A 14070-nucleotide genomic window follows, 5' to 3' on the forward strand; every position below is an offset into this window, starting at 1 on the left:
AAGAGAGCTGTATAAGCCAGCTCTCTTCTCCAAAAGGTTCTCCCCGTCGGACTGGCCGACTTATTTATGCGCAAACCCTACGAAAGGGTCGCAGACGGGTCAACAGCTATCCTCAAATTTTAATACTGCGGTCAGAGCTTTGAAACCATTTTTGAACCTGCAAAAAAGCCGTGCCCGAAGGCACGGCCAGTCGACAGGGAGGAAGTCTGCCCCACGTGAGGGAAACAAACGCGGGGCAAATTGACTATCGCAGTCAAAGGTTAACTTTGTATGCTGGTCACGGATCGGTGAAACATAAGGCAATGTTAATGGGCAAGAATGTATTTTTGGGTGGCGGAGGCGAAGGCTATGGCCAACCGCAGCAACTGGCGCTGAAATATGCGAACCGCCACGGGCTGATTGCCGGCGCCACCGGGACCGGTAAGACCGTAACGTTGCAAATCCTCGCGGAAGGCTTTTCCCAAGCCGGGGTTCCGGTGTTTTTGTCCGATGTCAAAGGTGATCTGTCGGGCCTGGCTTTGCCCGGAAGCGACGCGCACAAACTGCATCAGGCATTTATGGATCGTGCCAAACGCATTGGGTTCGACGATTTTTCCTATTCTGCCTGTCCGGTTGCGTTCTGGGATCTTTTTGGCGAACAGGGCCATCCGGTGCGGACGACGGTCACTGAAATGGGCCCTTTGCTGCTGTCCCGGTTGATGGAATTGAGCGAAGCGCAGGAAGGTATTTTGAACATCGCGTTCCGCGTGGCCGATGAAGAGGGAATGCCACTTCTGGATCTCAAGGATCTTCAGGCGCTGCTGGTCTGGATCGGCGAGAACCGGGCCCAGCTTTCATTGCGATATGGCAATGTATCGACATCTTCGGTCGGTGCGATCCAGCGGCGTTTGCTGGTGTTGGAAAACCAGGGTGGAACAAAGCTGTTTGGCGAACCCGCGCTGGATCTGTCCGATCTGATGCGCACCGATGAAAACGGGCAGGGGATGGTGAACATCCTTGCCTCGGACAAACTGATGGCCGCGCCACGGCTTTATGCGACGTTCCTGCTGTGGCTGCTGAGCGAATTGTTTGAAGAGCTTCCCGAAGTCGGTGATCCTGACAAACCCAAGCTGGTGTTCTTCTTTGACGAGGCGCATCTGCTGTTTGACGGCGCTCCGAAAGTGCTGGTGGACAAGGTCGAACAGGTTGCCCGCCTGATCCGGTCCAAAGGGGTGGGGGTCTATTTCATCACCCAGAATCCCGCCGATATACCCGAGGATATTCTGGGACAGTTGGGCAATCGCGTTCAGCACGCTTTGCGGGCGTTCACGGCGCGTGACCGAAAGAATCTGCGTCTGGCGGCGGAAACCTATCGCGAAAACCCCGCCTTCGACACCGAAGCCGCAATCCGCGAGGTGGGCGTCGGTGAGGCTGTCACGTCGATGCTTCAGAAAAAAGGCGTTCCAGGAATCGTCGAGCGCACATTGATTCGTCCGCCGGGGTCCCAGTTGGGGCCTATTTCCGATGCCCAGCGGCGGGCCATTCTCGATGCCTCTCCGATGGCGTCGAAATATGACAATGGTATTGATCGACAGTCGGCCTTTGAAATCCTTCAGGCCCGGGCTGAGGCTGCCGCCAAGGCCGCTGAACAGGCAGAGGCCGATGAAGTGCTGGAGGCACAATCACCGATGGAGCGAGAATATTCTTCGGCTCGCAGATATTCGGGAAGCCGGGTCGGCAGATCCTCGTCCCGGGTGCAGCGCCGGAAAGACACGTTTGCATCGGCGATGACCGACGCGGTGATCAAGGAATTGAAGGGAACGACCGGACGCCGGATCGTTCGTGGTATTCTTGGCGGTCTGTTCCGCAACAGATGACGGAACGGCGCCCATCACGGGCGCCGCAATGTTCACTTCAGACGGCGCTGGCCTTCCTGACGGCAATAGGCGTCAGCCTCTGACACGGACATTTTCGTAGCTGGCAGGTCAATCGCCCGGTCCCAGGTCACCCGATCGTGACGATACAGCTGACAGGTTACGACACCCTTGGGCGTCTGGACCTTGACGGGGGTCGTCTCAAGGTCTTCCGGAGACGGAATACAGGCGGATGTTACGATGGCAACAACCGGAAACAGAAGCAGTGTCTTGAACCGTGGTGCTTTCATTTTTGACTCTTTTCAAAACGTGTGAGTGATCGTTACAGATCGGTGTAGACGGGTGTGAGTGCCGGCAACATACCGCAAAAAGAAAACACTGCGGTGGGTCCGTTTATTCAGAAAATCGTTAAGAATCAAGAAACCGTGCCGAAGTAAAGGCACGGTTTCGCTTATTGAAGGGGGAAGTGGCCTATTTCTCCGGGATCAGCCCTCTTGGGCTGAATCTGAGAACAATCAACAAGATCAGACCCATCGTGAACAGACGCATATGTGCAGCACTGTCCAACAGGTGGGCTTTCAGTGCGCTTCCGTCCGGCATGCCCGCGGTAACGACATTCATCAGCCACAACCCGATCGGTTCAACCTGAACCCACAGGAACCAGATCAGGAATGCACCCAGAACGGCCCCGAAGTTGTTGCCCGAACCACCCACGATCACCATCACCCAGACCAGAAAGGTAAAGCGCAGCGGTTGGTAGGCGCTTGGCGTCAGCTGGCCGTCCAGCGTTGTCATCATTGCCCCAGCGATACCGCAAACGGCCGAACCAAGTACGAAGATTTGCAGATGACGACGGGTGACATCCTTGCCCATGGCCTCGGCCGCGACTTCATTGTCACGGATTGCGCGCATCATCCGGCCCCACGGGCTTTTCAGCGCCATCTGAGCCATCCAGAGCAGCACCAGAAGCACGATCATGAACAGCAGCGAATAACCGAGTTTGACCGAAAGGGTGGACGCGGTGACGGGATCCAATCCCAACCATTCAGCCCGCGCAAGAAAGGCCGGGTCGTTCTGCAAATCCACTTCGTAGCCAACAACAGGGGACGGGCGTGGGATGCCGTAGACGTTCTTGACGCCCCGGGCCAGCCAGTCTTCGTTTTTCATGACTGCAATGATGATTTCGGCGATCCCCAATGTGGCAATCGCCAGATAATCCGAACGCAGGCCCAGCGCCGTTTTACCGATCAGCCACGCAGCGCCCGCCGCCAGCAAACCGCCCGCCGGCCAGGCCAGCAGAACGGGTAGGTTAAGACCTCCGATATTGCCGGAAATCGCCGGGTCGATTGCCTCGACCGCTGAAATGCTGGGGTCGAAAACTGCGCGATAGACGAAAAAGCCTACGACAAGAACGGCGATGATCGTCAGGGTTTGCACTCGACCTTTCGGTATTCTCGTTGCTACCAGAACAGCCGCCACCACTGTCGCGGCGCCCAGCAGCAAAGCCAGAACGATACCATAGCCGCCCGCAGCCCACGCACCGGGCGTAGGCGGTGTTGAAACCAGCACGACGGCCAGACCGCCCAGGGCGACAAAGCCCATGACGCCCACATTGAACAGACCGGCAAAACCCCATTGCAGGTTTACACCGATTGCCATGATGGCGGAAATCAGCCCCATATTCAGGATCAGGATCGCGGTGTTCCAGCTTTGCGTGAAACCGGTCAACAGGATCAGGCCGCCGACAATTGCGAAGAGCAGCGAATTTTTGACAGCGTCGGTCATACTGCTTTCCCCTTGAAAAGGCCCGTGGGCTTGAACAGAAGCACGATCAGCAGGATGACAAAGCTGACGGCGAATTTGTAATCGGTCGAGAGGAGTTGCACCAATCCTGACGGCTCAAGGTTTTCCGGCGCAAGATAGGTCAGCACCTTCTTCCAGGCGTATGTTATCGTCACTTCGGAAAACGCGATGATAAACCCGCCTGCGATGGCGCCCAGAGGATTGCCCAAACCACCCACGATGGCCGAGGCAAAGATTGGAAGCAGAAGCTGGAAATAGACGAAGGGTTTGAAGCTTTTGTCCAGCCCGTAAAGAACGCCGGCAGTTGTGGCCAGCGCCGCAACGATAATCCATGTGATCATCACCACACGTTCCGGGTTGATGCCTGACAACAGCGCCAGATCCTCGTTGTCCGAATAGGCCCGCATCGACTTGCCGGTGCGCGTTTTGTTGAGAAACCAGAACAGCAGCGCCACGGCAACAACGGCCACGATCACCGTGATACCTTGCGACGTCTTGATGGCCAGCCCCTCGCGCAGACCGGTCATCGCCTTGAAATCGCGTGCCGAAACAATGAACCGGGCACCGTCCGAAAACCTTTGGTCGTCCGGCCCGATGATAAACCGGACAAGGCCGTTCATGATGAACATCACGCCCATTGAAACGATCACCAAAATGACGGGCTTCGCCTTCTGTTCACGGTAGAATTTGTAGACCAGCCTGTCGGTGATCAGCACCAGCACGATACAGCCCAGGATGGCAAAGGGCAGGGCGAGCAGGGCGGTTGGCAATGGTCCAAAGCTGATCCCGGCGGCCTGCAACGCCCATGTGACAAGCACGGCGATCATCGCGCCAAAGGCCATGGTGTCGCCATGGGCAAAGTTCGAAAACCGCAGAATGCCGTAGATCAGGGTCACGCCAAGCGCGCCCAACGCCAGTTGACTGCCATAAGCGACCGCAGGCACCAACACAAAATTCGCAAGCGCAACAAGCGCGTTGAGTAGATCCATTATTTCTTCTCACTGTCCGGGTGCGGTCTTATGGCATGACGGTCCGCGCAGGCACAATGTTTCCTGCGCTGTTTTGCGTCATATTTTTCTGCTGGTTGTGAAAAAAATCCACGAGAAAACCGGAAGCAGGCAAGACTATTTAGTTTTGGCCTGGCTCAGTCACGCACCGGCCAATTCCGGTGGGTGACTGAGATGGTAAGAAGCGGGATCAGGCGTCCGTCTCGGTACAGGTGCCATGATCGGTTCCCGCGTGAGGACCCTTGACCGAGAGGTCAAAGGACATGTCGTCATAATGCACGACAAAGGTCATGACATCTTCGCCTTCAATATGGACAAACGTCATGTTGCCAACGCCTTTGAACACCATCGCGTCGCCTGAAACATTCGCAGTTTCGATATTGCCCTTGTCTCCTTCCGGTGCCCGGTTGAGGCGCACTTCGCTGCCGTCACGATCCGACACACAGACAAAGTGACGTTCTTCCGCAGTTGCGGCGGTCGCGCACAAGGTGGCAATGGCCACACACATCCATTTTTTCATTTTTGGGTCCTGAACAGAGTTTTTATTCAGAAGGTTCGCTTGATTTCACGGAGCTAACTTTGGTTGACCGGGAAACCGTTTCCTTCACAAAGCCCGGCGCTAAACGCACAATGTGACCGGATTGCAGCTGAGGCGTGGAAATCTTGGGATGGCGGAATAATTTGAGCGTGGGGAGAATACGTGCCCAGTCTCAGCCCGTTGGCTCAAACAACAACGGGAATAGTGAGGAGGCCATTAGTTGGCCACCTGACAAGCGCCACGAAAAGAAGCTACGGACGGTACGCCGCTCGTGAGTTTCACGTGAACACTAATTCGTCCGTTATCTGACAACATGACGTCCCAATTCTCAAAATCATCCAAAGGCGGCTGACCTTTCAACAGTACCAAAACTTCATTCTGTTGGTTTTCCAGAGCAATCTTTGCGCCTGATAAAACGAACTTTTCATGGCCAGCAAGAGCGAACATGCCATACTGTTTTTGATCGTTAGTATCTTCCGCCTTAAGAGGCTGAAAAGCGAAGCTCAGGGAATCTTTGCAATACCCCTTGCGCGGTTTGCAGTCCTTGAAATCATCTCCACCGCAATCAAGAGGCGGGTTGCAATCGTGTTTTGCGGTGCAGTGCATCTCAGCACCGTTCGCCTTCAAACGCAGAATTTCTGCGAACCCGTTTCCGGGCATAAGAAAGAAAGTGGAAACCGCGACGAATTTAGCAAAGTGTTTCATCCTAACCCCCCAAGAAACTCTTCCGAACCTCTGGATCGGCCAGTAGTTCCTTGCCCGTTCCGCTATAGGCATTCCGCCCTTGAACCAGAACGTACCCCTTGTCGGCAATCTCCAGAGCCTGGCGGGCGTTCTGTTCGACCATCAGGATCGGCAGGCCGGTGCGGGACACTTCGATGATCCGGTCGAACAGTTCATCCATCACGATCGGCGAAACGCCTGCCGTGGGTTCGTCGAGCATCAGCACCTTGGGCTGGGTCATCAGCGCGCGGCCAACTGCGACCTGTTGGCGTTGTCCGCCCGACAACTCTCCGGCGGCCTGATTGCGCTTGTCGCGGAGAATCGGGAAGAGGTCATAGACCTGCTCCATCGTCTGGCTGATGTCGTCGCGGCGGATGAAGGCACCCATTTCCAGGTTCTCTTCCACCGTCATCGAGGTAAAGATGTTCTGTGTCTGTGGCACGAAACCCATGCCACGCATGACCCGGTCTTGCGGACTGAGATTGGTGATATCCTCGCCATCCAGACGCACGGACCCTGAACGGACATCCAGCATCCCGAACACAGCTTTCATCGCCGTCGACTTGCCCGCACCGTTGGGGCCGACGATGACTGCGATTTCACCCTTGTCCACGGCGATGGTGCAATCATGCAGAATGTCCGGCCCTTTGCCGTAACCACCCGTCATGGTGTCGCCGATCAGAAACGGGCCGCCTTCGACCTTATGCGTCGCACCACTTTTGCGATGGGCCGGGGTCATGGTGCCGACACCGTGCGGATTGGTGATCGAGGCATCCTTGTTGCCCTTGTCGTCCTGGTAGGGGGTGTCGCTCATGCCAGCGGTCATGTTTGGGCCTCCAGCTTGTCTTTGTTCTTCAGGCCGGTGCCCAGATAGGCTTCGATCACGTGCTCATTGGCCTTGATCTCATCCAGCGTTCCCTCGGCCAGCACCTTGCCCTCGGCCATACAGATGACCGGATCGCAGATCTTGCCGATGAAATCCATATCGTGCTCGATGACGACGAAGGTGTATCCACGTTCCTTGTTCAGACGCAGGATCGTGTCGGCAATGGTCATCAGAAGGGTGCGGTTCACACCTGCGCCGACCTCGTCCAGAAACACGATCTTGGCGTCGACCATCATGGTGCGGCCAAGCTCCAGCAACTTTTTCTGACCACCCGAGACCTGACCCGCCTTGTGATCGGCCAGATGTTCAATCGTCAGAAACTCCAGCACCTCATCGGCCTTGGCCTTCAGTGCGCGTTCTTCGTCAGCGATGCGTTTGCGGCCGAACCACGTGTTCCACAGCGACTCGCCTGATTGCGCGCCAGGCACCATCATCAGGTTTTCACGGCAGGTCATCGACGGGAATTCATGTGCAATCTGAAACGTGCGCAACAGCCCCTTGTGGAACAGCTCATGAGGGGGCAGGCCGGTGATATCCTCGCCGTCCATCACCACCTTGCCGCTGGTCGGCGGCAAAACACCCGCGATCACATTGAACAGAGTGGTTTTTCCTGCCCCGTTGGGCCCGATCAGGCCGGTGATCGACCCTTTCTGGATTTCCAGCGATGCCCCATCCACCGCATGAAATCCGCCGAAATGCTTGTGCACGTCCTCGACGACGATCATCTTTTCCCCTTGCCGCCTGTCCGGCGCTGTTGTCTCGACCCCGTTGATCGGGTGCGGTCTTTTTTCATTGAAACAGCCCGGACACAAGGCCCGGGCTGCTTTCATTCATAGCCTTTGAAGATCAATCAACGGAAGTTGACGGTCTTGTTTTCACCGTCGGTCACTTCGATCTCACGATAGGAACCAGCGCTTTCGCCGGGGCCGATCAGTTCGACACCGGACGCACCGACATAGTCGATGTCCTGACCGTTTGCCAGCAATTCCAGACCCTTGGCCAGTTCGCCGGGATAGATCTTTTCACCCGGAGCGTTGGCAACGTCCATGATCTTGCCGCCATAGTCGGCCGGATTGGTCGATCCGGCAGCCTGCATGGCCAGCATGAACAAAGCCGCAGCGTCATAGGATTCGGGCGAATAGGGCGACGAACCGTCGAAGCCTGCGGCTTCGGCCATGGCGAAATACTTCTCGGCGCCTTCACCACCCGAACCGGCGATCTGACCGAACGAGCCGTTCAGGTCGGGGCCGACATTGGCCGGCAGCGAGTCACCGATCATGCCGCCCGGCAGGCCAAAGGTGTCAAACGCACCGCTGTCCAGCGCCGACTGGATGATGCCCAGGCCGCCCTGATCCAGATAGCCCGCAACAACCAGAATGTCGCCACCGGCCGAGGCCAGAGCACCAACTTCGGCCGAGTAGTCGGCTTTGCCGTCCTCGTGCGCTGCAACGATGGTCACTTCACCACCTGCTGCCTCGAAAGAGGTTTGGATCGCGTCCGCCAGACCCTTGCCGTAGTCATTGTTCGTGTAGGTCAGAGCAATCGAGTTGATGCCGCGATCTTTGAGGATATCCGCCATCACCTGGCCTTCGCGCGCATCTGACGGCGCGGTGCGGAAGAACAGGCCGTTGTCTTCCATGGTCGACAAGCCCGGCGAGGTCGCCGAGGGCGAGATCATGACCATGCCATTCGGAATCGCGACATTCTGAAGGATCGCACCGGTCACGCCCGAGCAATCGCCGCCGATGATGCCGGCAACACCGTCCGCAATCATGCGTTCGCCGTTCGAAGTGGCCAGACCGTTATCAATGCAGCCGGTGTCGGCGCGCGATGCGGTCACTTTGGATCCATCCAGCAGTTTTCCGGATTCGGTGACTTCCGCCATCGCCAGTTCAGCGCCCGAACCCATTGCAGGTGCCAGCGATTCAATTGGGCCGGTGAATCCGAACAAAACACCAAGCGTGATGTCTTCGGCCAACGCAGGTCCGGCCAGCAAAGCGGATGCTGCAGTTGCTGTAAGCAGCTTTTTCATATGGTTACTCCCTATTGTGAACGTGTTCGTTCTGGCCACGAACCTAGGCAAGCTGCCCGGAAAAGAAAAGTCCTAACGCAATCGTGTTTTTATCGATCGGAAATCTATCTGTTTTGTTAGGGTTTGCCTTGGATTGTCCGGAGAAGGATCAACATGCTCAGAGCTGCCGCGATTCTGTTCGTCACTTTTTGCACCGAAAGTGCCTTGGCACAGGTGTTGTCGACCTCGGTCGGGAATGCTGAAATCACCGAAATGGCAGGCGGGCTGGATACGCCCTGGGCCGTCGGCATCCTGCCAGACGGCAGTTTTCTTGTCACCGAACGGGACGGAAACCTGCTGTATGTTCAGGACGGAGAGGCGAATGCCGTATCCGGGGCCCCCAAGGTCGCAGCTTCGGGGCAGGGCGGATTGCTGGACGTCACGATCCCGCGCGATTTCAATCAAAGCCGCGAGGTTTTTCTGACCTTTTCAAAACCGCAAAAGGGTGGTGCAGGCACGGCTGTCGCAGTCGCACGCCTGTCCGAGAACGGCACGCGCCTGACGAATCTGCGGGTCATTTTCGAGGCTTCTCCCGGCGGATCAGGCGGGCGGCATTTCGGCTCTCGCGTAGTAGAAGCCAATGACGGCACGCTTTTTGTAACCATCGGAGATCGAGGGGATGGGCCGCAGGCGCAGGATCGCTCGAACGCCACAGGGTCCGTGATCCGTATCAACCGCGACGGCTCTGTGCCGTCAGACAATCCTTTCATCGGACAGGCAGAGATCCGACCTGAAATCTGGTCCTATGGGCACCGCAACCCACAGGGGGCCGATCTGGATAGGCGCGGCCGATTGTGGGTGTCGGAACACGGTGCGCGCGGCGGTGACGAGGTGAACCTTGTCAAACCCGGCGCCAATTACGGCTGGCCGGTCATCTCGTACGGCACGCATTATTCCGGAGAGAAGATCGGCGAAGGCACCAGCAAGCCCGGCATGGAACAACCGCGCCTGTATTGGGACCCGTCGATCGCGCCGTCGGGGTTGATGGTCTATTCCGGCGACATGTTTCCTGAATGGCGGGGCGACATTTTCGTGGGCTCGCTGAAATTCGACTATATCGCGCGGCTGTCCGGAGACCCGCTGCGCGAGGTCGAACAGATCAAGGGCCTCGAGACCGAACGGGTCCGTGACATCGTGCAGGCCCCGGATGGGGCGATCTGGTTTATCTCGGTCGGGCAGGGCGCGGTTTACAGGATGTCTGTGAAACAGTGACATACGAGGCATGCCAGCAGATTCTCCAATTCCATTTGCGCGTTTCCATCGTCGCAGTCACTCTGTCCAACAGGTTACACGGTTTAGGGGATATTCATGAGTGATTTCGACATTGAATTGTGCACAAGTATCCCGCCAAGAACCGAGCTGAATAAGATTTTGATGCAATATTATGCTCTTATCGCTCAAAGAATGCAGGATATGGGGTTTGAATTGGATCCTTCCGCACCGCAAAGCGCACTTGCGGAATTCTGGGCAAATACGGATGACTACATGCCTCCGAACGGATGCCTGATCGTCGCAAGAAACCGCGGTGGCAAAATCGTGGGGTGTGGAATGATGAAACGGTTTGATCAGTATACCGGCGAGTTGAAACGTGTATTTGTAACCGAAGACGCTCGGGGCACCGGAGTGGGGCGCGCATTGATTCAAGCACGAGAACAAGCCGCCAGAGCCATGGGGCTGAAGCGGTTAATCGCAGATACACTCACCCCAAATGTGGAAATGCGATCTTTGTATCCCAAGCTTGGGTTTGTTGAACTGGACTCTCCGATCAAGACAACAACCTACAAAGATCAGCCCATGCTCCGACCGTACTTGCACTATTTCGTCAAAGAGCTTTGACGCTGGGCTTTAGACCGACAGCCGTCCGCTCTGCGCACCACGCTCGCGATAGGGCGTGGTGTTGTAATGCGCCCGATAGCATTTCGAGAAATGGCTGGGCGAGGCGAACCCACAGGCCAGCGCCACGTTGATGACGCTCATATCGGTCTGCATCAACAGGTTCCGGGCCTTGTGCAGGCGCAGCTCCATGTAATAGCGCTTGGGGGAACGGCTGAGGTACCGGCGGAAAAGACGCTCCAACTGGCGGGTCGACATACCGACGTCCTTGGCCAGAATCGAGGGCGAGATCGGCTCTTCGATGTTCTTTTCCATCATCAGGATAACCTGACTCAACTTCGGATGCCGCACACCGATTCGGGTCGGAGTTGACAGGCGCTGCGTGTCCTGGTCGGTTCGGATCGAGGAATAGATCATCTGATCCGCCACCGCGTTGGCCAGATCCTCGCCATAGTCATCCGCAATCAGCTTGAGCATCAGGTCGATCGACGAGGTGCCGCCCGCGGTCGTCATGCGGCTGCCATCAATCTGAAAGACGGCTTTGGTCAGTTCGACCTCATCGAATTCCTCGATGAAACTGTCAGAGTTCTCCCAGTGGATTGTCGCCTTCTTGTTGTCCAGCAAGCCGGCCTTTGCCAGAGTATAGGCCGCCGTGCAGAGGCCCCCGATCCGCAAGCCCCTTCGGGCTTCGCGCCGCAGCCAGTTCAGCACGCGCTTGGTGGTGGCCGCCTGAACGTCCACACCACCGCAAATCAGAACAACGTCGTCGCGCTGTAGCTCTACCAGATCACTGTCCAGCTTGAACTCGGTCCCGGCCGAGCAGGTTACCGTTTCCCCGCCTTCTCCCATCAGCTTCCAGGTATAAAGCTGTCTGTTCGCCATGCGGTTGGCGATGCGCAGACTGTCAAGCGCCGAAGCAAAGGACAGCAGCGAGAATTTGTCCAAAAGGACAAAAACGAAATTCCGGGGTGGGGCCGCAGTGTCTTCCACCGTGACAACTTGGCGTTGCTCTTGCATGGCGAGATGTCCTTGCTTCGCTGCGGGACAGTTGATCTTTCAGCAGCAGATTTGGCAGCCACCATGATCAAAGCTTGTTTACGCAGTCAAGAGGCGCAAATGGGATATGGTCACTCTTCATTGCATTTTGTATAGAGACCACCTGAAAACTTCAGCGGAGACCAAAGCTATGACCGAATGGCAAAAATCGAACTGGCGCAACAAGCCCCGGGTTCAGATGCCAGATTATACCGACGCGGCCGCGCTGGCCAAGGTCGAGGCTCAGCTTTCAAAGTATCCCCCGCTGGTCTTTGCCGGCGAGGCGCGGCGTCTCAAACAGCATCTGGGTGCCGCCGGGCGCGGCGAGGCCTTCCTTCTGCAAGGCGGGGATTGCGCTGAAAGCTTTGAACAATTCAGCGCTGATGCGATCCGGGACACGTTCAAGGTGATGCTGCAAATGGCGATGGTTCTGACTTATGGCGCCAAGGTTCCAGTGGTCAAAGTCGGTCGTATGGCCGGACAATTTGCCAAGCCACGCAGTGCCCCGACCGAAATCGTGGATGGTGTGGAACTGCCCAGCTACCGCGGCGACATCATCAACGAATTGGCTTTCACACCCGAAGCCAGGATTCCGAATCCCAACAAGATGTTGCAGGCCTATACGCAAGCGGCGGCGACACTTAACTTGCTGCGCGCTTTCTCAACCGGTGGATTCGCGGATATGAGCCGCGTGCATGCCTGGACTCTGGGTTTTGCGGATGAACAGGACGTTCAGAAATACTCCGAGGTAGCGGACCGTATTCAGGACACCATCGACTTCATGGAAGCCGCTGGCATCACTGCGGAAACAACCCATGAATTCTCGACCGTTGAATTCTACACCAGCCACGAAGGGCTGTTGCTGGAATATGAAGAGGCACTGACGCGTCTGGATTCGACCTCGGGCAACTGGCTGGCCGGCTCTGGTCACATGATCTGGATCGGCGACCGAACCCGTCAGCCCGACGGCGCGCATGTCGAGTTCTGCCGCGGGGTTCTGAACCCGATCGGTCTGAAATGCGGCCCGACCACCACGGCCGAAGACCTGAAGGTTCTGATGTCCAAGCTGAACCCCGACAACGAAGAGGGGCGTCTGACCCTGATCGCGCGCTTCGGTGCGGGCAAGGCGGGCGAGCATCTGCCGCGTCTGATCAAGGCGGTCAAGGAAGAGGGCGCCAAGGTGACCTGGGTCTGCGACCCGATGCACGGCAACACGATCAAATCGGCCACGGGTTACAAAACCCGCCCGTTTGATTCAGTTCTGCGCGAGGTGCGTGACTTCTTTGGTGTGCATCAGGCCGAGGGCACCATCCCCGGCGGCGTGCATTTCGAAATGACCGGCCTGGATGTGACCGAATGCACCGGTGGTGTACGCGCCGTGACCGAAGAGGATCTGTCGGATCGCTACCACACCGCCTGCGATCCGCGCTTGAACGCGTCGCAATCGCTGGAACTTGCGTTCCTGGTGGCGGAAGAGCTGACCAACCTGCGCCGCAACGGCTCCAAACGCGCGGTAAGCTAAGCGCAATTGTAACACTGACAACAGCGGGCTATCGGTCCGCTGTTTTTTGTTCACGGCTATCTTACGTGTTTCAATCGTCGCGAGACACCACCAGATGAAGATGGCCGGCAGAGCGTTTGAATTCGCGTTGTTCCTCGGCAAAACCTTCCACAGGACGGCGCAGATTGGGCGCGGGTACCTGAATTTCAGAAACCGGTTTGATCCGCGTATCAGACAGTGAAAACCGGCGCGGTGTCTTGCCGATTGCGCCATCGGCGATCATGACCCCCAAAACACGACTGACATCCCCAAGGTCGCTTTTCAGTGGCAAAAGGATCATCCGGGCCTGCATCCGGGTACGTCCCAACACCCCGCCCGAGGTCAGACTCAATTCGGCAACAGCGGGGGATGCAAATACCTGTTCCAGAACATCCTTGGTCTGCGCACGGGCATCCGGTTGAAAGAACGCGGTCAACGGCATCCCTCGCACTTCCATCCCTGCTAGTGCGTTCAGATGGCTGCCTGCCAGACGAAATCGGGCCAGGCCGGGTGCGATGCGTTCCAGGATGAAAGTATATTCAAGAACATTCTCAAGACCGCGCGGGTCGATTTGAGACCGCATTGGTACGCTGTCACCGCTCAACAACGCGATCCAATACGCCTCGGCCTGGCGGATCGGCGATAGGCTGCGCCCACTGTCAAAGCGATCCATTGCGACGATCTTTCCAAATTCTGACCCGGAACCTATCCCGAAAAAGGTTTTCATTTTCATCACCCTAACGTCAATTGGCCGCCTTTTTCATAAAATGCAACACATTGG

General features: G+C 56.8%; 14 protein-coding genes. 4 read left to right on the top strand and 10 right to left on the bottom strand.

Annotation, left to right across the window (positions count from 1 at the left end; all coding sequences use genetic code 11):
* Positions 1 to 308: 308 nt before the first annotated feature.
* Positions 309 to 1856, top strand: coding sequence for a helicase HerA-like domain-containing protein (locus AC2FFD_RS16140; protein WP_496873551.1), 1548 nt, complete (start codon positions 309 to 311; stop codon positions 1854 to 1856).
* Between the two features lie 32 nt (positions 1857 to 1888).
* Here the strand turns inward: AC2FFD_RS16140 and AC2FFD_RS16145 are convergent, their stop codons facing one another.
* From AC2FFD_RS16145 to AC2FFD_RS16180, 8 genes are all read right to left on the bottom strand, one after another.
* The gene (locus tag AC2FFD_RS16145; protein ID WP_170344254.1) at positions 1889 to 2143 is read right to left on the bottom strand and encodes a hypothetical protein; all 255 of its coding nucleotides are present in this window, start codon (positions 2141 to 2143) and stop codon (positions 1889 to 1891) included.
* A 181-nt stretch (positions 2144 to 2324) separates the two neighbouring features.
* Positions 2325 to 3638, bottom strand: a complete 1314-nt coding sequence (locus AC2FFD_RS16150) for a branched-chain amino acid ABC transporter permease (RefSeq protein ID WP_170344256.1) — start codon at positions 3636 to 3638, stop codon at positions 2325 to 2327.
* Positions 3635 to 4645, bottom strand: a complete 1011-nt coding sequence (locus tag AC2FFD_RS16155) for a branched-chain amino acid ABC transporter permease (protein WP_117868945.1) — start codon at positions 4643 to 4645, stop codon at positions 3635 to 3637. Before AC2FFD_RS16155 ends, AC2FFD_RS16150 begins: the two co-directional genes overlap by 4 nt.
* Positions 4646 to 4853: 208 nt before the next feature.
* On the bottom strand, positions 4854 to 5183 hold the full coding sequence (locus AC2FFD_RS16160) for a hypothetical protein (RefSeq protein WP_170344260.1): 330 nt from the start codon (positions 5181 to 5183) through the stop codon (positions 4854 to 4856).
* A 234-nt stretch (positions 5184 to 5417) separates the two neighbouring features.
* Positions 5418 to 5906, bottom strand: coding sequence for a hypothetical protein (locus tag AC2FFD_RS16165; protein WP_496873552.1), 489 nt, complete (start codon positions 5904 to 5906; stop codon positions 5418 to 5420).
* Position 5907: 1 nt separating this feature from the next.
* The gene (locus tag AC2FFD_RS16170; RefSeq protein WP_496873617.1) at positions 5908 to 6738 is read right to left on the bottom strand and encodes an ABC transporter ATP-binding protein; all 831 of its coding nucleotides are present in this window, start codon (positions 6736 to 6738) and stop codon (positions 5908 to 5910) included.
* A gap of 8 nt (positions 6739 to 6746) precedes the next feature.
* Positions 6747 to 7535, bottom strand: coding sequence for an ABC transporter ATP-binding protein (locus tag AC2FFD_RS16175; RefSeq protein WP_496873553.1), 789 nt, complete (start codon positions 7533 to 7535; stop codon positions 6747 to 6749).
* Positions 7536 to 7660: 125 nt separating this feature from the next.
* Entirely contained in the window at positions 7661 to 8842 is a 1182-nt protein-coding gene (locus tag AC2FFD_RS16180; RefSeq protein WP_152457993.1) for an ABC transporter substrate-binding protein, read from the bottom strand.
* A gap of 153 nt (positions 8843 to 8995) precedes the next feature.
* On the opposite strand from AC2FFD_RS16180, the gene AC2FFD_RS16185 reads away from it, so the two are divergent.
* The gene (locus AC2FFD_RS16185) at positions 8996 to 10093 is read left to right on the top strand and encodes a PQQ-dependent sugar dehydrogenase (RefSeq protein WP_496873554.1); all 1098 of its coding nucleotides are present in this window, start codon (positions 8996 to 8998) and stop codon (positions 10091 to 10093) included.
* 96 nt (positions 10094 to 10189) lie between these two features.
* Positions 10190 to 10717: a GNAT family N-acetyltransferase gene (locus tag AC2FFD_RS16190; RefSeq protein WP_496873555.1), complete on the top strand. Its 528-nt coding sequence runs from the start codon at positions 10190 to 10192 to the stop codon at positions 10715 to 10717.
* Positions 10718 to 10726: 9 nt separating this feature from the next.
* Here AC2FFD_RS16190 and AC2FFD_RS16195 read toward each other — a convergent pair whose 3' ends face one another.
* The gene (locus tag AC2FFD_RS16195; RefSeq protein ID WP_170344270.1) at positions 10727 to 11731 is read right to left on the bottom strand and encodes a GlxA family transcriptional regulator; all 1005 of its coding nucleotides are present in this window, start codon (positions 11729 to 11731) and stop codon (positions 10727 to 10729) included.
* Positions 11732 to 11900: 169 nt separating this feature from the next.
* Here AC2FFD_RS16195 and AC2FFD_RS16200 point away from each other — a divergent pair, with 169 nt between their 5' ends.
* Positions 11901 to 13271 carry a class II 3-deoxy-7-phosphoheptulonate synthase gene (locus AC2FFD_RS16200; protein ID WP_170344271.1) on the top strand — a complete coding sequence of 457 codons (1371 nt, stop codon included), beginning with the start codon at positions 11901 to 11903 and terminating at the stop codon, positions 13269 to 13271.
* A gap of 70 nt (positions 13272 to 13341) precedes the next feature.
* Here AC2FFD_RS16200 and AC2FFD_RS16205 read toward each other — a convergent pair whose 3' ends face one another.
* Complete coding sequence (locus AC2FFD_RS16205; RefSeq protein ID WP_425078266.1) at positions 13342 to 14016, bottom strand: PAS domain-containing protein; 675 nt, start codon at positions 14014 to 14016, stop codon at positions 13342 to 13344.
* Positions 14017 to 14070: the final 54 nt, after the last annotated feature.

This window comes from Ruegeria sp. YTSC002, assembly GCF_059609845.1.